The 20,023-nt window shown below is 40.9% G+C and carries 15 protein-coding genes; 2 read left to right on the top strand and 13 right to left on the bottom strand.

All coding sequences use genetic code 11. From position 1 onward, the window contains the following. Positions 1 to 117: 117 nt before the first annotated feature. The 4 genes from ilvA to HMPREF2979_RS01020 all read right to left on the bottom strand — a co-directional run bounded on the left by ilvA (position 118) and on the right by HMPREF2979_RS01020 (position 8,297). Positions 118 to 1,368, bottom strand: a complete 1,251-nt coding sequence (ilvA, locus tag HMPREF2979_RS01035; RefSeq protein ID WP_070654699.1) for a threonine ammonia-lyase IlvA — start codon at positions 1,366 to 1,368, stop codon at positions 118 to 120. A gap of 110 nt (positions 1,369 to 1,478) precedes the next feature. Next, positions 1,479 to 5,240 (bottom strand): glycoside hydrolase family 66 protein, encoded by a 3,762-nt coding sequence (locus HMPREF2979_RS01030; protein ID WP_070654697.1) that lies wholly within the window; start codon positions 5,238 to 5,240, stop codon positions 1,479 to 1,481. A gap of 381 nt (positions 5,241 to 5,621) precedes the next feature. Next, complete coding sequence (gene dtd / locus HMPREF2979_RS01025) at positions 5,622 to 6,065, bottom strand: D-aminoacyl-tRNA deacylase (RefSeq protein ID WP_037611138.1); 444 nt, start codon at positions 6,063 to 6,065, stop codon at positions 5,622 to 5,624. Between the two features lie 12 nt (positions 6,066 to 6,077). Next, entirely contained in the window at positions 6,078 to 8,297 is a 2,220-nt protein-coding gene (locus HMPREF2979_RS01020) for a RelA/SpoT family protein (protein WP_002883617.1), read from the bottom strand. 167 nt (positions 8,298 to 8,464) lie between these two features. On the opposite strand from HMPREF2979_RS01020, the gene nrdI reads away from it, so the two are divergent. Beyond that, on the top strand, positions 8,465 to 8,923 hold the full coding sequence (gene nrdI, locus HMPREF2979_RS01015; RefSeq protein ID WP_002883589.1) for a class Ib ribonucleoside-diphosphate reductase assembly flavoprotein NrdI: 459 nt from the start codon (positions 8,465 to 8,467) through the stop codon (positions 8,921 to 8,923). Between the two features lie 41 nt (positions 8,924 to 8,964). Here nrdI and HMPREF2979_RS01010 read toward each other — a convergent pair whose 3' ends face one another. The 8 genes from HMPREF2979_RS01010 to tig all read right to left on the bottom strand — a co-directional run bounded on the left by HMPREF2979_RS01010 (position 8,965) and on the right by tig (position 18,268). Next, a complete protein-coding gene (locus tag HMPREF2979_RS01010; RefSeq protein ID WP_070654695.1) occupies positions 8,965 to 11,505 on the bottom strand; it encodes a bifunctional 2',3'-cyclic-nucleotide 2'-phosphodiesterase/3'-nucleotidase in 2,541 nt (846 codons plus the stop codon). Between the two features lie 165 nt (positions 11,506 to 11,670). Next, positions 11,671 to 12,414 carry a 16S rRNA (uracil(1498)-N(3))-methyltransferase gene (locus tag HMPREF2979_RS01005; RefSeq protein ID WP_021143472.1) on the bottom strand — a complete coding sequence of 248 codons (744 nt, stop codon included), beginning with the start codon at positions 12,412 to 12,414 and terminating at the stop codon, positions 11,671 to 11,673. Then, positions 12,415 to 13,368, bottom strand: coding sequence for a 50S ribosomal protein L11 methyltransferase (gene prmA, locus HMPREF2979_RS01000; RefSeq protein ID WP_070654693.1), 954 nt, complete (start codon positions 13,366 to 13,368; stop codon positions 12,415 to 12,417). Continuing rightward, a complete protein-coding gene (locus tag HMPREF2979_RS00995; RefSeq protein WP_002885611.1) occupies positions 13,347 to 13,814 on the bottom strand; it encodes an NUDIX hydrolase in 468 nt (155 codons plus the stop codon). Before HMPREF2979_RS00995 ends, prmA begins: the two co-directional genes overlap by 22 nt. A gap of 15 nt (positions 13,815 to 13,829) precedes the next feature. After that, on the bottom strand, positions 13,830 to 14,300 hold the full coding sequence (locus HMPREF2979_RS00990; protein WP_021143470.1) for a DUF3013 family protein: 471 nt from the start codon (positions 14,298 to 14,300) through the stop codon (positions 13,830 to 13,832). A 94-nt stretch (positions 14,301 to 14,394) separates the two neighbouring features. After that, positions 14,395 to 15,999 carry a CTP synthase gene (locus HMPREF2979_RS00985; protein WP_021143469.1) on the bottom strand — a complete coding sequence of 535 codons (1,605 nt, stop codon included), beginning with the start codon at positions 15,997 to 15,999 and terminating at the stop codon, positions 14,395 to 14,397. Positions 16,000 to 16,251: 252 nt separating this feature from the next. Further along, positions 16,252 to 16,827: a DNA-directed RNA polymerase subunit delta gene (gene rpoE / locus HMPREF2979_RS00980; protein ID WP_021143468.1), complete on the bottom strand. Its 576-nt coding sequence runs from the start codon at positions 16,825 to 16,827 to the stop codon at positions 16,252 to 16,254. Positions 16,828 to 16,984: 157 nt separating this feature from the next. Next, the gene (gene tig, locus HMPREF2979_RS00975) at positions 16,985 to 18,268 is read right to left on the bottom strand and encodes a trigger factor (RefSeq protein ID WP_002885606.1); all 1,284 of its coding nucleotides are present in this window, start codon (positions 18,266 to 18,268) and stop codon (positions 16,985 to 16,987) included. A 142-nt stretch (positions 18,269 to 18,410) separates the two neighbouring features. On the opposite strand from tig, the gene HMPREF2979_RS00970 reads away from it, so the two are divergent. Then, on the top strand, positions 18,411 to 19,253 hold the full coding sequence (locus HMPREF2979_RS00970) for a mechanosensitive ion channel family protein (RefSeq protein ID WP_037620105.1): 843 nt from the start codon (positions 18,411 to 18,413) through the stop codon (positions 19,251 to 19,253). Between the two features lie 107 nt (positions 19,254 to 19,360). Here HMPREF2979_RS00970 and HMPREF2979_RS00965 read toward each other — a convergent pair whose 3' ends face one another. Next, a complete protein-coding gene (locus HMPREF2979_RS00965) occupies positions 19,361 to 19,858 on the bottom strand; it encodes a sigma-70 RNA polymerase sigma factor region 4 domain-containing protein (RefSeq protein ID WP_021143466.1) in 498 nt (165 codons plus the stop codon). Between the last annotated feature and the right edge of the window lie 165 nt (positions 19,859 to 20,023).

Genomic DNA, 20,023 nt, shown 5'->3' with positions numbered 1-20,023 from the left:
TCAGTAGAAATACTGGGGTTTTAGTTTGAAGATAAGGCATTAGTGCCACTTTATAGCTAAATTAAAGTAGAAAAGAACCGACTTTGTCAGTTCTTTTTTCATTATATGAACCTATCCTCAGACAAGCATATTGTATAGTGTTTCGTTACCGTGAAGGTTGATATAACTTGGGTCAAAGGCAGAGAGACGCTCGAGAAGTCCATCATAGTCGTTCTTATCACTAAGAGCTATACCAATGAGAACCGGACCTTTTCCTTTATTAGCACGTTTGATGTACTCAAAACGAGTGATATCATCATTTGGTCCCAAGATATCATTTACAAATTCACGAAGGGCACCAGGACGTTGTGGGAAGTTAACCACAAAGTAATGCTTGATACCATCGTAGATAAGCGCACGTTCTTCCATCTCTGGCATACGGTTGATGTCATTGTTACCACCTGAAATGATGCAGACGATGGTTTTTCCTTTAATCTCATCTTTAAGCACTTCCAAAGCTGCCACTGATGCCGCACCTGCGGGTTCTGCAATGGTACCAACCTTAGAGTACATATCAATTAAGGTTTCTGAAATCAAGCCTTCATCAACTCCCAAGAGGCGGTCAACATATTTACGTGCGACTTCATAGGTCTTGACACCTACCTTTTGAACAGCAATCCCGTCCGCAAACTTATCAATTTCTTCAAGTTTTACAGGATAACCACGGTCAAAGGCAGCGCGCATGCTACGAGCACCACTGGCCTCAACACCAATAACCTCCATAGACGGTGCTACATCTTTGATATAAGTAGCTACACCAGAGATAAGGCCACCGCCTCCGACTGGAACCAAGATACTATCAAAGGAAACACCTTCCTCTTGAGCCTGCTCATAAATTTCATAAGCAACAGTTCCTTGGCCCGCTTGGACATTATAATCGTCGAACGGATCAATGAAAGTCATCCCTTCAGACTTAGTATATTCTTGTGCTGCTTGAGCAGAAGCATCAAAGGTATCTCCCACCAATTTGATTGTTACAAACTTGCCACCAAAGAAACGGACTTGACCAATTTTTTGGAGAGGTGTTGTTACTGGCATAAAGATGGTTGCCGGAATCTTCATCTCGTTACAAGTGTAGGCAACCCCCTGAGCATGGTTTCCGGCTGATGCACAAACCACACCACGCGCCTTATCCTCATCACTCAATTGATGGATAGCATAGTAGGCTCCACGCAATTTGAAAGAGCGTACCTTTTGCATATTTTCTTTTTTAATATAAATGGTCGCCCCGTATTTTTCAGATAGGTAGCGATCAAAATCTAGTGGTGTGCGTTCCACCACGTTTTTTAAGACTTCATTAGCCTTTACGATATCATTTGCAGTAATCATTGGCTCTCCTTTGACACAATATTCAAACTATTTCTATTGTATCACAATTTTCAGAAAAAATAGCAGCCAGTATAAAGAAAACTCCTTGTTTACACAAAGAGTTCTACTTATTATTTATCAACTTTTTTTGACATCAAGAAGTTACGAAGAGCTGCAAGGGTTGCCGCACCTGCAAGGACAATAGCTGTAAGGATAGCTACAGCATGTTCTCCCCACTTGTGAGATTTTGCTGTTTTAGCAATTGTAGCCTTAAGATCTTCAGTTGTTCCTTTTTCACCTGCTTGCGTCGTTGTCTTACTTGCAAGGTTAAGATCTTGACTACCATTGTAAGTATTATCTGACGAAGCTGTATTGACAAGGTCTTGACGGCTACTACGAGTATAGCTGACATTTGTTGTAATGCTATCAATCATCTCAACAATATTTCTGATTGTTGTTGCATCGTACAAGCCACCCTCAGTATCTTTCAAGATAGATACTGCTAATTTTTCAATAGAAACTTCTGAAGAAGCTGCTACCATAGAGTGAGATTCTGAGCTTGCTGTTTCTGAATATCTTGCATAGTTGCTAAAGAGTGATGCTGCTTCTGTAATCGTTTCAGAAGTACTTGGTAAGGTTTCTGAGACGCGAGGAGCTACAGAGAGTCTATTCCAACTATTGATGTTTTCTGATAGTCCATCAAGGATGACTTCCTCTGATGTGCTTACTGTTTCTGAAATCGCCGAAGTCACTTCTGAAGTGCTCACTTGACTTTCTGATTCTGTCAATGAAACAGCTGGTTCTTCAACTACTTCTGATTCTGAAACGACTGTGCTGATTGAATTCTCTGATTCAGATGCTGAAGTCTCTGAAGTTGATGCTTCTGAGATAATATCAGTTTCTGAGACCTTCGATGATACTGTTGTGCTTTCTGATACTTCTGACGGAGCAACTGAGACAATTGTGCTTGTAGTTTCTGAAACAAGGCTAGTGCTTGCCTGACTTTCTGATTCTGTCAAAGAAGCCACTGGTTCAACTACTGCATGTGATTCTGAAATTGCTGTCGTCGTTGAAATTGCTGACTCTGAAGTCGATGCTGCTGAACTATTTTCAGTTTCTGATGCTTCCGATGATACTGTTGCACTTTCTGATACTTCTGATGAGACTGTTGAGGCAACTGTGCTTGCAGCCTCTGAAGCTGGTGCAGTGATTGAATCTGACGCTACTGTACCTTGATCCGTATTAGATACTGAGTTGTCATCTTTCTTATCATGTGCGGTCTCTGACACAGCTATCGCCACTGGAACAGCTGCTGAGTTTACTAACTCGTCAACTGATGGTGCTGGTTTGGTTGTTTCATCGAGTTTAGGAGCTTCAACAGATGGTTTCGTATTAGTTGGAGCCTCTGAACCTTTGTTTACTGTTGTATTTTCTGATTTAGCTGTTTCTGAGCTTGCTTCAGATGTTACGGTATTATCTGCTTTCTTACCAGCTTGGTTAGTAACTGGTTTCAAGATAACTGGTTCTACCGGTGTTGCTGTTGTGTCTTCCTTGATATAGAGCATGTCCCAAAGAGTTAGTTTAGGAACTGAAATGATAAGCACTGGTTGACCATTTTCATCTGTTTCAAGGCTTGCTTGTGCCTTCTTCATGCTTGAAGTTGCCCAATCATCTGGTGATGTCACATAGACTTGATCAGCAATTTTAGCTGCTTCTTGAGCTGTTTTACCTGCTAGGCTAAGACGAACTGTGAGATTTTCTTGTGCGTCCGGTGTTTTATTGTCCGCATAACCCTCTTCATTATGCCAGCCCGCATTGATGCCCATCATGTTAATCATTTGAACAGTTGAGAAACCTTTTCCTGATTTAGCAAATGTCCAAACTTGATCTCCTGTCACACCAAGAGCATCTTTAGAAAGGATTTCACCAGCCGCATTCTTGGTAGATACAGACTGAGTGCTGTTAGTCACACCCTCACCACGGAGAAGATTTTCATAAGCAGTGATAAACTGTTGGTAATTGTAAAGCTTACGAATAGTGTCCTTAGCTACACTGAGGTATTGCGTTGGGTAATAAGCACTTTGAAGAACGTTAAGGGCTGCATTAGCATTGGCAAGGGCTGCAATGGACATGTGATAGCCACCGGCTGCAGCTACTGTCGCATCTACGAGAAGTGTCGCGTCAGCTTGCAATGGTTTACCAGCAAGGGCATCTTTACCAGCACCGTTAGTTGCTTTTCCGCCAGGAACAGTATAGTCAATCCCTGGTTCTTCCATGTAGGCACCAACGATAAGTGATTTACCAGTTTTATTGCGTACCATATCGATACGTGCTTTCAAATCACCATAGGCAACCTGCATACGTCCTGGAATAACTGAACCACCGTTTGTCCAAAGCTCATTATAAACAACATCTTGACGTGCCTTGACTAGTTTATCATCATTACCACCATTAACATCATTGATTGTGATGTAGTACTTTTCACCGATGAGGTCCTTCATGGCATTAATAAATGACGCATATGAATCAGACATCATGTGTGAGTCAGCCTCGTCTGTGCTGTTACGGTGCTCATAATCAGTCACACGGTTGTCACCAATTGTATCACCTTGCCAACCATCGAATCCCATACGATCCATAGCTGATTTCATGACACCTGCGATGTATTTTTGCCAATCTGGATTCGCTGGATCATAGTAAACTTGAGTTGGGTTATCACCGATAGTGTAAGTCATCGGTTCACCCTTCTTACCAAAGCTATCGTAGAAGTTATAAGCCAAAGCAGCAAGTGGAAGTGCTGGATTCTTTGGATTTGAATCTGCTGAAATCATGTTATAAAGCATGGCAACAGCACCTGACTTATGAACTTGGTCAACCAATTCTTTAACAGCCTTAGTGTCAACCTGAGTATGACTCCAGGTATTCCATTTTTGAACAAAGCTATCGACACCTTCTGGGAAAGGATCTGTAGCTTCATTATAAGCATCATAGAAGAAATATGAGTTAATATTCATAGACTTCATGAGCTCAAGCTCTTTACGGTAGGCTTCAAGATTTTTAACAAGAATACTGTTTTGATCAGTTGGCGAACCTGCTACGATACCGTAACGTGGGAAAACTGTCCAATCATCTTCAACAGACAAGCCAACACGCTTGCTTGACAAAGTACTACCTGATTTATCGTTGACACTGATTGTCACCAAGTAACCTGTATTGTTTGTCAACCACTCTGACGCTACTGTCAAGTTTGAAACCTTAGCTGAAGCTCCTGCCGCTAGCGTAAGGTCAACGTTATCTTGACCGATGATTTCTGAAGCATGTTGAAGTGTCAAGTTGACAGTCATCGTCTTAGTTTCTGCTGTTGGATTAGACACAACAACGGAATAATTAATATCACCATCTGTCTTGCTATAGGCTGCTTTTGTTGTTTCTGGATCTGTCAAGTAGGCATCACCATTCAAGTTTTGCTCTGTCACTTCTGTAACTGGTGTTACTTGAGCAGTTGAATGGCGTCCTGCTTCAGTAGCATTATCAGATGATGATGTGATGGTTTCCACAGCAGCTGACTCAGGAGCTAGTGCTTCACTGGCTACAAGCGTTTCTGAGCTAGCACTTTCTGCTGGCACAGCTTGTGAAAAGATTGTAGAAGCTGTCGCTGTTGTTGCAGTATCTGTCGCAACAGTAGCAGATGATGGACCTACTTCTGTTGTCGCTACTGGAGCAACGGCCTCAGTTGGTACCACCACCAAGTTATCTGCTTCAGTTGTAATAACTGGTTTTGTTGCTTCTGAACTGACCACATTATCTGCCTTGGCGACCTGATTAATCCCTAGGACACCACCGGCGACAAACAAACCTGATAATAATTTAGTTGACGCTACTTTCTTTGACATATCTCTCTATCCCTCTAAAAAAGTTTAAATCACCTCGGCGTTTCAAATTATCACTATTTGTATTTGCATGCTGTAAACTCGAGTTATTTTTAGTTTCATAAAAATCGCTTGGTGTTTCTTATGAAACTAATGTTAACTTAATCTTTTTTGTAAGACAAGGGAATTTCCGGTAATCCTCGTAAACGGTAATTTTTTCATCATGAATGGTCAGGTTTTTTCAGAAATTTGAGAACAACATTTTCTAATTTCATTAAATATTCACTTGATTCAGTCTACTTAAAATGACAAAAATAAATCCCAAATAATGAAAATCCATCACCTAAATAATTCCTGCGATGAGAATAAAAAACCACCTCTCACACAAGGCGAGAAATGGTTTATTTATCGATTTTTAGTATCTAAAATAATGGTCACAGGTCCGTCATTGACCAGACTAACCTGCATATCTGCACCAAAGCGGCCTCTTTCTACAGGAACATGAGTTGACAAGGATTGGTTGAAATCGTCATAGAGCTGGCTAGCCATGTCGGGCTTTGCAGCACCCGTAAATGCTGGTCGATTCCCTTTTTTCGTATCTGCAAAAAGCGTAAACTGAGAAATCGACAAAATCTGGCCACTAACATCCTTAACAGAAAGATTCATCTTGCCATCTTCATCTGAAAAAATGCGCATATTGACAATCTTACGAACTGCATACTCTAGGTCCTCTTTGGTGTCCTCGGGACCAACTCCGACCAAGAGTAAGAGCCCCTGCTTAATAGCGCCAACCGTACAATCCTCAATAACCACAGAGGCACTTTGAACACGCTGAATTACAATCTTCATCGCAGAAACTCCTTACCCATTCGTACGTTTAACACTGTAAACGTCAGGAATAATTTTAATCTTATCCACAAGACCAGTCAATTCAATAAGGTTTGCAATTTCAAAGCTAACGTGAATATTGGCAAACTTCATGTCCTTAGTTGGTTGCGCATTGACCGTAGCAATGCTCTTGGTCGTATTTGACAAGATTTGAAGAACATCATTCAACAGACCAGAACGGTTAAGGCCATAGATGTCAATCTCTGCCAAATAAGATTTATTGGCATTACGTTCATCCCACTCCACTTCGATTAAACGTTGCTCATAACCTTCTTGACTCTTGATATTATTACAATCGGAACGGTGAATTGCAATCCCACGGCCCTTGGTGATATAACCTTCAATCTCATCTCCAGGTACTGGGTTACAGCACTTAGCGATACGCATGAGGAGACCTGAAGCACCTTGAATGATGACGCCATTTTCACTCTTAACCTTAAGAACTTCTTTCTTCTCAGTCTTAACTTCGCCACCGTTCATTAGCTCTTCAGCTTCAGCTTTTGCCTTCGCACGCTCTTCTTCACGGCGTTCTTTTTCCGTCAAACGGTTGAAAACAGCAGCAGCACTAATTTCACCAAAACCAACAGCGGCATAGAGAGCTTCTTCACTACGCACACTCATACGAGGGAGAATTTCCTCAATATGTTTCTTGTCTAGGTACTTATTGGCAACATAGCCATGCTCTTGGAAGTAGGCAATCAAAAGCTCACGACCCTTGGTGATAGAGGCTTCCTTGTCCTGATTTTTAAAGAATTGACGAATTTTATTTCTGGCCTTGGTGGTCTTAACCATCTTAATCCAGTCACGGCTAGGGCCAAAGGAATTGGCATTGGTAACAATCTCAACCACATCACCTGTCTTGAGTTTGGCAGTCAAGGGCACCATACGGCCATTAACCTTAGCACCTGTGGCCTTCTCACCGACTTGAGTATGGATGGCATAGGCAAAGTCAATAGGTCCTGAATCTTTAGGCAGTTCCTGAACAGCACCATTTGGCGTAAAGACATAAATACGCTCCGAGAAGATATCCTCTTTAACAGAGTCAACAAACCCCATAGCATCACCATTTGAGGCGTCTTGAAGTTCAACAAGATCTTTAATCCAGTTCATTCCCAAAGCAGACTCTTTCGAATCTACCTTGCCCTTGATACCTTTCTTGTAAGCCCAGTGAGCTGCAACCCCGTATTCGGCAACTTGGTGCATTTCCTTGGTACGGATTTGGATTTCAATAGGTCCTTTTGGCCCATAAACCGTTGTATGGATAGACTGGTAACCATTGGATTTAGGATTGGCAATATAGTCTTTAAAACGGCCAGGCATCGGACGCCAGAGCTCATGGATGTATCCCAACATGGCGTAAACATCACTATGCGTCTCCATAACACAACGGATGGCAATCAAATCATAAATTTGATCGAAGCGCTTTTTCTTGTCGCGCATCTTACGGTAAATAGAGTAGATATGCTTTGGACGACCATACACATCACCAACAAGTCCTTGTTCAGCTGTATAGGTCTTAATTTTATCGACAATCTCGTCCACAAGTTCCTCACGCTCACGACGTTTTTCCTTCATCATGTGAGAAATCTTGTAGAATTCCACCTCATTAAGGTAACGGAAGGCCATATCTTCCAGTTCCCATTTGATACGGCTAATACCTAAACGGTGGGCCAAAGGAGCATAGATTTCCATAGTTTCGCGAGAAATGCGCTCTTGCTTATCCTTACGAAGATGCTTAAGGGTACGCATATTGTGCAAACGGTCGGCCAATTTAACCAAGATGACACGGATATCCTTAGACATGGCCATAAGCATCTTACGGTGATTTTCAGCCAACTGCTCCTCATGGGACTTGTACTCAACCTTACCAAGCTTAGTAACACCGTCCACGATATTTCGTACATCCGTACCAAAATCCGCTTCCAAATCATCGAGCGTTTTTTCGGTGTCTTCAACGACATCGTGTAAGAAACCACAGGCTACTGTCACTGCATCAAGATGGAGATCTGCCAGGATACCTGCCACTTGAATAGGGTGAATAATATAAGGTTCTCCTGACTGACGAGATTGCCCACTATGAGCATCTGTCGCATAATGCCAGGCTTTTTCAACTAATTTCAAATCATCTGCTGACATGTAGGCCGAGCAAATGTCTAAAATTTCTTCTCCTGTTACATTTTTATCTTTAGCCATGATTTCTTCCTTCGCTTCTTTTAATAACCTTTATTTTATCACTTTTACAAGTAAAGAAAAAGAGCTAGATAGGCAATTCTTAAGCGCAAGGAGCTAACTTGAAAAGCACAATATCTTGTGTTAGAATGATTGAACAAACACAAGATATAGATAGAAAGAGGACGCTTATGTCTCAACTTACCCTCGTTTATATTAGTCTAAGCGGTAATACCCAAAGCTTTGTCAAACGTATGTCTGACTATCTGTCCCTCAACCACGGGATTGAATGTCGCCAAATCAATATTAAAGAGCTTAATCATGAAACCTTCCAAGTAGATGAACCCTTTGTCGCACTCTTGCCAACCTACCTTGAAGGAGGAAATGGCGTTGACAATGGAGATGTTGAGATCCTAACCAATCCACTGGGTGACTTTATCGCAGCCCATGGCAATCACGAACGTTGCTTTGGTATCATCGGTTCTGGGAACCGTAACTTCAATAACCAGTACTGCCTAACCGCCAAACAGTACAGTCAACGTTTTGGCTTCCCAATGTTGGGAGACTTCGAGCTACGCGGCACACAGTCCGATATCGAACGTCTGGCACCTATTATCCTAGAAGCACAAAAGAACTTTAACCAACGCTAAAACTAGAGCAAAAAAGCCCTGATAGGGGCTTTTTCCTTTGCTTAATTTTTTTCGTGTTTTTTGATTCCAAAGAATCCAGCCAAGGTCATAAGAACCAGACCAGCTAAAGTTGCTGACACAGATTCGTCTGAACCAGTGTTTGGCAAGGTCTTATCTGAACTTGAACCTTGAGTTTCTTGTACTTGAGCTTGAGGCAAGATAACGACTTGAGCGTTTGACAACTGGATAGCTGGAACAGGTTTAGCCACGCTGGCACCTACAATAGCTTTTGGTGTCTCACGCTTAGTTTGATCTGTCGTCTCAACACCTTTTGGTGACTTCTCAGATTCTTTATTAGTCGTATCCTCAACTTGATTTGCCTTTTCCTTAACAACCAAACGATACTCTGCAAATCCTGCTTGTGTTGATGGTCCTACATAACTAATGGCATCCTGATCAGCAAGGTGGGCACGAGCATTGTCAGATGAGGCAAAACGGATATCTGCATTCGTAATATTAGGAACGAAGCTCCAATTTCCATCGGCAGTTGGGTTAATTGTCTTCTCGCTAACGATATAATCAATGATGGCCTGACGATTTTCAAGATTGAGGAGACGTTTTTCTGCAGCATCTTTAACACCAGGGAAGTTACCAGTCGCACGATAGTTGTTAGTCACGACAAGGAAAGTCTGATTCAAATCAATAGGTTTACCTTGATAAGCCAAGTCACGAACACGGCTAGCATCTGGGTTAACCAACTTACCTTCTCGATCGTATTTGTTAGGTTGTGTCAAATCAAACTTATAAGTCAACCCATCAATCACATCGTAATTGTATGAGCGATAGCTACTGTTAATAAGTTGCTGTGGTTCTTTACTGTTGGAATCAATTTGATTGAACTGTCCTGCAGACATTTCCAACCATTCTTTGATTTGTGCTCCAGTCACTTTGAGTAGGGCAGTAACATTGTCGTAGAGGTAGAGGTCTGCGACGTTCTTAATGGCGAATGGACCAGCTGGGATATCGGTATAGTAGGTCGCATCTCCACGAGTCCCTGCCTTGAAAGGTGCAGCTGCTGAGAGGAGTGGAAGATTCTCATCTGCTGTTCCAGCTACTTGTTTCTTAGCATACCATAGTTGTGCATTATTAACGATTTGAATAGATGGATCATCCTGAACCTGAGCAAAGTAGCTAGTGATTGGAGCCGTGGTCTCACCAACTTCCTTACGGACATAGTTGATTGTTCCATTATGGTCATGAGCAGCCATATCAATTAAGTCCTTGTCCGCAACATCTGACTTAGTATCAATCTTTTCAAGCTTGGCCTTACTATTGACAACTTTCCATTTACCATCCGTGTAAGTCAATTTGACATCCATGATACCTAGATGATCCCCGAATTTACCAGCCATAACCACAGGTTTCCCATTGATGAGACCATTGACATCATCTACACCAGGATATTTCGCATAAAAACTTGTGCCATCTCCATTTGGGAAATCCGCGTGGGAATGCCCTGTCGCAACAGCATCAACACCTTCGATACCAGCAATTTGGTAACCTTCATTTTCTTCGTTCTTAGTATATTCATTGTCACCAATACCAGAGTGAGCAGCAACAAGAATATAGTCAGCTCCTGCAGCCTTCATCTTAGGAACGATAGCCTTAACAGCCTCCATTGGATCATCAACGGTTACCTTACCTTCAAGGTTGGCCTTATCCCAAACCAAAATCTGTGTTGGAAGGACACCAGTAATACCGATTTTTAGTGTTACCTGTTTGCCGTCCGTATCAGTAAAGGTCTTGTTAACAATCTTATAAGGGTTGTAATAGTAATCACCGGTCTGAGCATTACGCACATTAGCATTGATAATGTTAATCTTAGCAGCCTTAACCATACGATCCAAAAATTCTAGACCATAGTTAAACTCGTGGTTTCCAAGCGTTTCGGCATCATAACCAAGCATCTCAAAAGCCTTATACATAGGGTGAGTCTCACCTTGGGCAACAGGATCAATCAAAGCCTTATAAGTCCCAAAAGGAGTTCCCTGAATCGTATCCCCACTGTCCACTAAGACTGTATTTGGATTAGTTTCACGGGCTTTTTTGATAAGGACAGCAGTTTTAGACAAACCAACTGTTTGAGACGGCTTATCTTGATAATAATCATAGTTAACCAAGTTGGTATGAAGGTCTGTTGTTGACAAAATCTGCATATCAACGGTCTGCCCCTCATGAGCAGGCTCTGTTACAGTTTCGGCCTGTACTGGCACTGCTGGTGTCACCTGATTGGCATTCGTCAAAACAGCACTGGCTTCTTGACTTGCTTGGGTCGTTGAGGTATTAGCTGATGGCTCTGCAGACGCATTTGTCGCTACTGTTGTTGGTGTAGCAGAGACAGTCTCTGTTCCTCCTTGAACAGCTGTCCCAGAAGTTCCTTGTCCTGATACTACTGATGCACCACTATCTGCCACGGTTTCGGTAGAAGTAGTTGATACAGGTGCCGTTGCTTCATCAGCTTGCCCTACGACTTGTGGCACAGTCAAGAGAGCAAAAAGGCCCAAAACCACAGCGGATTGAGTCACATAACGATTCGTTTTCATTAAAAATCTTCCCCTTTTATAAAGATAATACAATTATATTAAAACTAAATAAGATTATCAACTTTTTTAGAATTACTCGATTTGTCATACAAAACCAATGGCAAGATGCAATCTTAGCTTAAAAGTGTCAAATACAGAAAAAGTTGGAACAAGGCCAACTTTCTCTTATTTATTCAATTCTAGGGCATAACTGACACTACTCAAAGCGTAGAGAGGAGCCGTTTCCGTCCGCATAATACGCGGTCCAAGGCCAATTTTAAGGCCACCAGCTTCTTCAAATGCATCAATCTCAGACGGAGAAATACCACCTTCTGGTCCAAAGATAAAGAGAATTTTCTGACCACTCTCTACCTTAGCCAACTCACGAGCTAGAGTAGCCAACTCGCCTGCTTTGGCTGTTTCCTCATAGGCGATAAAAATCTTATCAAAATTATCTAATTCTGATAGAAATTCTCCCTTCTTCTCGAACAATCTAACTTCTGGAACACGATTACGCTTGGATTGTTCTGCAGCTCCTAGAGCAATCTTGGCAAGTTTATCTTCTTTCTTGGCAAGCTTCTTACCATCCCACTTGACCACAGACCAGTCGGCAGGGAAGGCCCAGATAGCCTGAGCTCCAAGCTCTGTTGCCTTTTGTGTCACCAGATCCAGCTTATCTCCCTTGGGAAAGCCAGAGGCAATGGTTACAGATACAGGCATCTCAACATTATCATTTAAGTCTTCAATCACTTCAAAGATATGATTCTCACGGTCAGTCACACGCGCAAGACGCTTGATACCGTCTTCAAAAACCAAGACAACCTGATCATCCTCTGTTAAACGCATAACGTTAAACATATGCTTCACAGTATCCTTGTCTTTTATGATTACTGGATTTTCAACCTGCCCTTTTATAAAATACTGTTGCATTTAGCCTCCAATCACACCTGAAATATCATCTGTCTTCTTGAAGACACAAGCATTCCACTCTCCCTGAACCATGTGAGTTTCTAGGAAGAAACCAGCTTTCTCAGCCGATTCACGCACCATATCCCATTTTTCAGAGATAATCCCTGACATAATCAAATAACCTTCATCCTTAACCAAACGGTAGGCATCTTCCGTCAGATGGATGAGAATATCCGCCAAAATATTAGCCACGATAACATCAGCTTCTTGAGTTACACCCTTCAAAAGGTCACCTGCAGCAACGTGGATATTTTCCATGCCAGGATTCATATCAATGTTTTCCTGTGCCACTCGAACCGCCACATCGTCAAGGTCATAGGCATAGATTTCCTTAGCTCCAAGAAGAGAGCTAGCAATCGAGAGGACACCCGAACCAGTTCCCACATCAATCACCGTCTCGCCACCACGAAGCACCTGTTCGAGTGCAAAAAGACTCATCTTAGTTGTCGGGTGTGTTCCTGTCCCAAAGGCCATGCCAGGGTCTAGCTTGATAAGCTTCTCACCTACTGATGCCTCATAATCCGTCCATGATGGTACGATAGTCAAATCGTGGGTAATACGAGCTGGTTCATAGTACTTCTTCCAATTCTCAGCCCAGTCTTCTTCAACCAATTCTTGAGTAGCCAAGTGAATATCTCCAGTTTCAAGACCAAAATCTGTCAACTCAGCCAAACGCTCATTAACCTGCTTAGTAATAGCCTCGATATCTGCTGACTCCGGATAATAAGCCGTAATTTTAACCGTCTCAACCTGTTCAACCTCAGGATAAAGCTCACCAAAACGGTCCGCATTTTCCAAATAATCTGCACTATCATCAATAGCCACACCTTGACTACCAGATTCAATTAAAATATTAGAAGCCGCCTCTTCGACCTCACGATTAACCTCAATCGTTAGTTCTTGCCATTTGTCCATATATTATTTTCTTCCTTTTCTGATAAATAGTCTTTAAAGCGTTCCTGCAACTGGGGAATGACACCTTCTGCTTTTATAAAATCCTCTACAGGCATTAGTTTAAATTCCTGCCCCTCGTCACCAAAACGAATCTCACGATACTGCTCTTGGCTAATTCGGCCAACCACAAAGACAGCTGACCTATCTTTATCCAACATACTAGGATAGATTTTCGACCAAATAATCGATTCCTCTGTCAAAGTCAAGCCCAGCTCCTCCCAGACCTCACGTTGAAGACATTCAAGAGGCGTTTCTTGACCTTCTCTTCCACCACCTGGCAATTCCCATGTATTTGGCCAAGGAATATCTGGTTTATTATCTCTGAGAATTACCAAAATACTTTGCTCTACGAGTAAGGCAGCCTTAACACCTGTAAAATCAAACTGATCTTTTAAATAAGCATCCATCCCTTTTCGCTCCCTTTAATACCTCGGATAAGCAAAAAATTCCTTCTCTTCAAGTTGATCTTTCCCTTTTTCGAAAGCTTCTTTGTCCCAAACCAAACCAAATTCCTCAGGTCCATCATCAGATAGAAAATCCATCAAGTCACTCAATCCTTCTGTCGCCACCTCATTCAAAGTCTCCGCAAAATAGGCCAAAAACTCACGAGATAGACCTTTCTTAGGTTCATATGGGATTGTCGCTAGGTAGTCCTCTTCATCAAAACGTGATTTTGCTGGATTGTAAAAGAGCACGTAATCTTCAAAAATAACATCTTCATCAGACACTTCACCCTTATCATCAATAGTCTCCACATTGCCACTGTTTTGCGCTTCTAGGATAAAGGTTACTTCCACAGCATGATTTTTTTTATCCCAGTCCATCGCAAAATCATAGTCTAGATGCTTATCCAATTCTTCTTCCAATACTGACAAAAAGCCAAATTTAGCCATTTGTTTTCCTCGTTCTTTCTTATTATTCCCTTTATTTTAGCATAAAAGGAGACAATAAAAAACAGAGTAGGCTCCCCCACTCTGTCTTAGATAATTATTTAGCATTTTCAACCGCTGCTGTTACAAAGGCATTATAAAGTTCTTCAGCATGGTTTGGACGGCTATGGTATTCTGGGTGGTATTGTGCTGCCACAAAGAATTTCTTGTCTGGGAGTTCTACAACTTCCATCAAACGATTATCTGGTGACACACCTGAGAATACAAAGCCCTCAGCCTCAAACTGTTCACGGAACTTAGTATTAAATTCATAACGGTGACGGTGACGACGTTGAACAACTTCTTGGTTGCCATAAGCGGCAGCAGCCTTAGAACCTGGTTTCAACTTACATGGGTAAAGACCGAGACGAAGAGTACCACCCATATCTTCAATGTCAATTTGATCACGCATAATATCGATAATTGGATATTTTGTGTTTGGATCAAGCTCAGCTGAATTAGCGCCATCCAAGTGAAGGACATGACGAGCAAATTCAATACATGTCAATTGCATACCAAGACAGACACCCAACATTGGCACATCATTTTCACGTGCATAACGAATAGCTTGAATCTTACCTTCAGTACCACGTTGACCGAAACCACCAGGCACGATGATACCATCAGCATCAGCCAAACGAGAGGCAACATTTTCAGCGGTCAAATCATTAGCATTGACCCAGTCAATATCAATGGCAGTATCATTTGCCAAACCAGAGTGTTTAAGTGCCTCAACCACTGACAAGTAGGCATCGTGAAGCTCCACATACTTACCAACAAGGGCAATCTTAGTTGTTTTCTCAAGATTAAGCACCTTATCAACCATAGCAGACCATTCTGTCATATCTGCTGCTGGAGCATCCAGTTTCAAATGATCACAAACGATTTGATCCATACCTTGAGCCTGCATATTAAGTGGCACTTGATAGATATGTTCCACGTCGAGTGATTCGATAACAGCCTCAGGTGCAACATCACAGAACTGAGCCAATTTATTCTTGATTCCTTGACCAGCAGGTTGTTCTGTACGAATAACCAACATATTTGGTTGGATACCCAAACCACGCAATTCCTTAACAGAGTGTTGCGTTGGTTTTGTCTTCATTTCACCAGCAGCCTTCAAATAAGGAAGAAGCGTTGTGTGGATATACATAACGTTCTCAGAACCAACATCAGCCTTCATTTGACGAAGTGCTTCAAGGAATGGGAGACTTTCAATATCCCCAACCGTACCACCAACTTCAGTGATAATGACATCTGAATCAGTCGTTGTCGCTGCACGCTTAATCTTGTCTTTCAAAGCATCTGTGATATGCGGAATCACCTGAACAGTCGCACCAAGATACTCCCCTTTACGTTCCTTACGCAAAACTTCGCTATAAATCTTACCAGTAGTCACGTTAGAGTATTTATTAAGATTGATATCAATAAAACGTTCGTAGTGACCAAGGTCAAGGTCAGTTTCAGCACCATCATCAGTAACATAAACTTCACCGTGTTGGTAAGGACTCATTGTCCCTGGGTCAATATTGATGTAAGGATCGAATTTTTGAATCGTAACCTTAAGACCACGGTTCTTAAGCAAACGTCCAAGACTTGCAGCTACAATCCCTTTACCAATTGAAGATACCACACCACCAGTGACGAAAATATATTTTGTCATGTTAACTCCTTATAATATAATTCAAAACAACTACAGATAGTAGATTGATTACCCACTCAGATAATCACGACAGCCCTTTCCTAGTACCTGATGGGAGCGGTACAAAGTACCTCACCTTAGACAAGTCCAGTAAATGACTAAAAACAAAAATGACCCCCAAGAGTTTCACTCTGGGAGCCTTAATCATGACCTCTTCAAAAGAGGTGCCCGATAAATAGTCTAAACTATCCAAGACCATTTGTCAATGAAAACTTAGTCGCTTGACTCATCCTCATAGTCATCGTCATCATCTTCTTCTGACAACTCAACATCATCCAAATCATCATCTGGAATAATTTCATTCAACTCAGAGTCATAAGATTCCACTTCGGCTTTCTCATCATCTTCGCTATCGTCGTCATATTCAAGACTATCAGAATCAGGTGTGAAGTTTTCGTCTTCTGGATCATCGTCATTATAATCGATGGCATCTTCATCACCATCCATGAAGGCATTAACTTTCTTGTTCTTACGTTTTGGTGCATTTTCATCAGTATCTTCCAATGTGATGACCTCTTCATCGATTTCATCAATTGCATACCATGAACGCAAGCCCCATTTGTTATCACCTAGTGGAATGAAACTTCCATCCGTATTCAAATCTGAATAAAAGAATGGCAAAGCATTGCGGATATCAGCATCCGATTTTTCTAAGTAATTTTGAATTTCATTGACCAAATCATTGAAATACATTTCATTATCACGACCACGTGTTTCTAAGATAGCACGGGCCACTTCAATCATTGATAATTCACTTTTTTCTTGTCCAGCAAATACGTCTAGTTCCAAAGTGGTTCTCCTTCATTCTTACTCAAGCTAGTTTCTATCAGAAATAGCTCAGCAATCAATTTTTCGCTACCTTTTATTTTACGCTAAAAAGAGTCAATAGTCAAAGCATTTATAGAAGAAAAAATCAAGTCTCAACAGAAACTTGATTTTAGTCATATTATTTAACTTTTGCTGTGCTTGTGATAACTTCAACAGCTTTCTTCATAGTGATATCGTGTTTAAGCATTTCAGGTGAAAGAAGTGCAGAAACTTGTGATACTTCCATGTTGTACTCAGCTGCAAGATCATTGATTTCTTTTTGGATTTCTTCTTCTGTAGCGTCGAATCCTTCAGCAGCAGCAACAGCTTCGATAACAAGGTTAGTTTTCACACGTTTGTCAGCGTCAGCTTCATATTGTTTGTGAAGATCTTCTTGAGTTGTACCAGTGATTTGGAAGTACATTTCAGGAGAGATACCTTGACGTTGCATGTTACCCATGAATTCGTTCATAGCACGGTGAACTTCGTCTTCAACCATTTCTGCTGGCAATTCAACGATTTCAGCGTTTTCAACAGCCAAATCAAGTGCAGCACCTTCAACAGCGTCATCATATGCGATTTCTTTAGCTGCTTCAAGTTCTTTACGGTATTTAGCTTTCAACTCATCAAGAGTTTCAACTTCATCGTCAAGATCTTTAGCCAACTCATCATCAAGAGCAGGAACTTCTTTAGCTTTAACTTCGTTAACTTTAGTAACAAATACAGCAGCTTTACCTGCAAGATCAGTAGCTTGATAGTCTTCTGGGAAAGTTACTTTAACTTCTACTTCATCACCAGCTTTTGCTCCAACCAATTGGTCTTCGAATCCTGGGATAAATTGACCTGAACCAAGTTCAAGAGAGTGGTTTTCACCTTTACCACCGTCGAATTCAACACCATCTACTGAACCAACAAAGTCGATAACAACAGTGTCGCCATTTTCAGCTGCACCTTCTTTAACGACCAATTCAGCCAAGTTTTTGCGTTCGTTTTCAAGCTTAGCATCAACTTCTTCATCAGTAACTTCTTTAGAAGCTTCAACTGAAACTTCAAGATCTTTATATGCACCAAGTTTTACTTCAGGTTTTGTAACAACTTCTGCAGTAAGTGTCCAATCTTGACCTTTTTCAATTGATTTTACATCAATTTTTGGTTGTGCAACAACATCAAGACCAAGTTCAGCAATCGCTGCTTCATAAGCTGCTGGAAGAATTGCATTCAAAGCATCATCGTAAAGAGCTTCTTCACCAAATTTTTGGTTAAATACGGCACGAGGCATGTGTCCTTTACGGAAGCCTGGAGCGTTCAAATTCTTTTTAACCTTGTTAAACGCTTGATCCAAAGCTGGTTGAATTTTATCTTGACCGATAGTGAATGTCACCACACCACGGTTAGTGGCTGTGTTTTCAAATGATACAGACATGTAGTCATTCTCCTTAAAATTTTTTATAGATACAGTTTAGTTTACCATATTTCAAAGCCTTTTAAAAGTTTTTTTCTCCAATTTAATCACAAGAAAATCGTTAGGAACTGCTACTTTTTCAAATTTTTGATAAACTAAAGCTATGAATATTTTACAAAGATACATCCAACAATTTAATTTTGAAGAGACCCTAATGGTACTCATTACAAAAGGGATTAAGCTCCTCATTCTTCTCATCATCTTTCTTCTTAGTAAGAAGATTATCAACTTCCTTTTTAAACATACAGTCGGACGCTCTCTAGCTTGGACAATTCAAACACCTGCTCGACAAAAAACCATTGAACGTTTACTACACAATTGCATGAACTACGTGCTATACTTTTTCCTTGTTTACTGGCTTCTTAGTATCCTTGGGGTTCCAGTATCTAGCCTCCTTGCTGGTGCAGGACTTGCTGGAGTTGCTCTTGGTCTAGGAGCTCAAGGCTTCCTATCAGATGTCGTTAATGGTTTTTTCATCTTGTTAGAAAACCAGTTTGAAGTCGGCGACTCAGTTGAAGTAGGACCCGTTACAGGCCTTGTTTCAACCGTAGGTATTCGCACTACTCAAATTCGAGGATTTGATGGTACTCTTCATTTTATACCTAACAGAAATATCACAATTGTATCCAACAAATCTCGAGGAGACATGAGAGCTCAAATTGATATCCCAGTCTATCCGTCAACCGATATCAATAAGGTGACAAGCATCATCCAAGAAGTAAATCAAGAAAACATTGAAAACTATCCTCAAATCTGTGGAGCACCAAATATCATTGGATTAAGCACAACTCCTTCTGGACAACTGGTATTTCGTATTGATATCTTTACAAAAAATGGACAACAAACTCATATCTATGCAGACTTCTTAAAACTTTACCAAGAAGCTCTAATCAAAGAAAATATTGAACTTCCAAGATTTATTGGAAACCCTATAGCAGTAAAATAAATTCATTACATTAAAAACACTTCAAAAGATAGATAAGATGAATCTACTTTCGAAGTGTTTTTTATTCATATTAAACAATATTGCCAGTCAAGGTTCTATATTAAGGATTAATCATCTTCATTGTAAGGATCAAAATCAACCATCCAAAATTTTAACTCTCGAATCATCTTTTTTCGACCTCTAAAACACTCCCCAGCTAGCAAACGGTCTAACTTAGTAGCATCTTCCGAAGACAACTGATTACGGAAAGCATTAAGCTGCTCATCATAAACAAGCCTATCAACAGCATCTAACTCTTTATTCGGAAGACAAAAAGCAATATCTGAAATTTCAATATAACATTGTCTATTGGCTTGTCGTTTTACAGACTCCTGCCTTCTAACCTCATCATTAAGTCTATTCCTAAATTTCGTTTTAAAATAACGCCGTAACTTATCATCATCAGACTTTAATTCAGGAAACTTTTCTAAAAGCTGATAAAGCGTCATCATAGCTTCTTGCTCCATATCAGCTTGGTCCCAAAGTTGGATGAAATATTGTCGACTAGCCTTAAGTACAATCGGCCTAACAACCTCATATGCGTGAACAAAAACTTCTTGTTCCATTCAACCTCCTATTAATAGATATAATTTTTGTAATTAAATTAATTACGAGACCTATTATAAGAGATAAATAAGAAATAAAATAGCGACATATATGTCACTATAAAAGGTGATAAAAACAAAAAAAGCTAGACCAACGTCCAGCAATGAAATCTATACTCCGCCAGT

Origin of the sequence: Streptococcus sp. HMSC078H12 (assembly GCF_001814615.1) — a bacterium.
Lineage (GTDB): Bacteria > Bacillota > Bacilli > Lactobacillales > Streptococcaceae > Streptococcus > Streptococcus salivarius_F.
Note: the sequence above shows the minus strand (reverse complement) of the source record. Positions and strands in the feature narration are given on the sequence as shown.

Excerpts from the sequence above, each read along its gene's own strand:
- HMPREF2979_RS01020 (WP_002883617.1), bottom strand. The coding sequence starts at position 8,297 with ATGGCTAAAGATAAAAATGTAACAGGAGAAGAAATTTTAGACATTTGC.
- tig (WP_002885606.1), bottom strand. The coding sequence starts at position 18,268 with ATGTCTGTATCATTTGAAAACACAGCCACTAACCGTGGTGTGGTGACA.
- prmA (WP_070654693.1), bottom strand. The coding sequence starts at position 13,368 with ATGGACAAATGGCAAGAACTAACGATTGAGGTTAATCGTGAGGTCGAA.
- ilvA (WP_070654699.1), bottom strand. The coding sequence starts at position 1,368 with ATGATTACTGCAAATGATATCGTAAAGGCTAATGAAGTCTTAAAAAAC.
- HMPREF2979_RS01010 (WP_070654695.1), bottom strand. The coding sequence starts at position 11,505 with ATGAAAACGAATCGTTATGTGACTCAATCCGCTGTGGTTTTGGGCCTT.
- HMPREF2979_RS01030 (WP_070654697.1), bottom strand. The coding sequence starts at position 5,240 with ATGTCAAAGAAAGTAGCGTCAACTAAATTATTATCAGGTTTGTTTGTC.
- HMPREF2979_RS00990 (WP_021143470.1), bottom strand. The coding sequence starts at position 14,300 with ATGGCTAAATTTGGCTTTTTGTCAGTATTGGAAGAAGAATTGGATAAG.
- HMPREF2979_RS00985 (WP_021143469.1), bottom strand. The coding sequence starts at position 15,999 with ATGACAAAATATATTTTCGTCACTGGTGGTGTGGTATCTTCAATTGGT.
- HMPREF2979_RS00970 (WP_037620105.1), top strand. The coding sequence starts at position 18,411 with ATGAATATTTTACAAAGATACATCCAACAATTTAATTTTGAAGAGACC.
- HMPREF2979_RS01005 (WP_021143472.1), bottom strand. The coding sequence starts at position 12,414 with ATGCAACAGTATTTTATAAAAGGGCAGGTTGAAAATCCAGTAATCATA.
- HMPREF2979_RS00965 (WP_021143466.1), bottom strand. The coding sequence starts at position 19,858 with ATGGAACAAGAAGTTTTTGTTCACGCATATGAGGTTGTTAGGCCGATT.
- dtd (WP_037611138.1), bottom strand. The coding sequence starts at position 6,065 with ATGAAGATTGTAATTCAGCGTGTTCAAAGTGCCTCTGTGGTTATTGAG.
- HMPREF2979_RS00995 (WP_002885611.1), bottom strand. The coding sequence starts at position 13,814 with ATGGATGCTTATTTAAAAGATCAGTTTGATTTTACAGGTGTTAAGGCT.
- nrdI (WP_002883589.1), top strand. The coding sequence starts at position 8,465 with ATGTCTCAACTTACCCTCGTTTATATTAGTCTAAGCGGTAATACCCAA.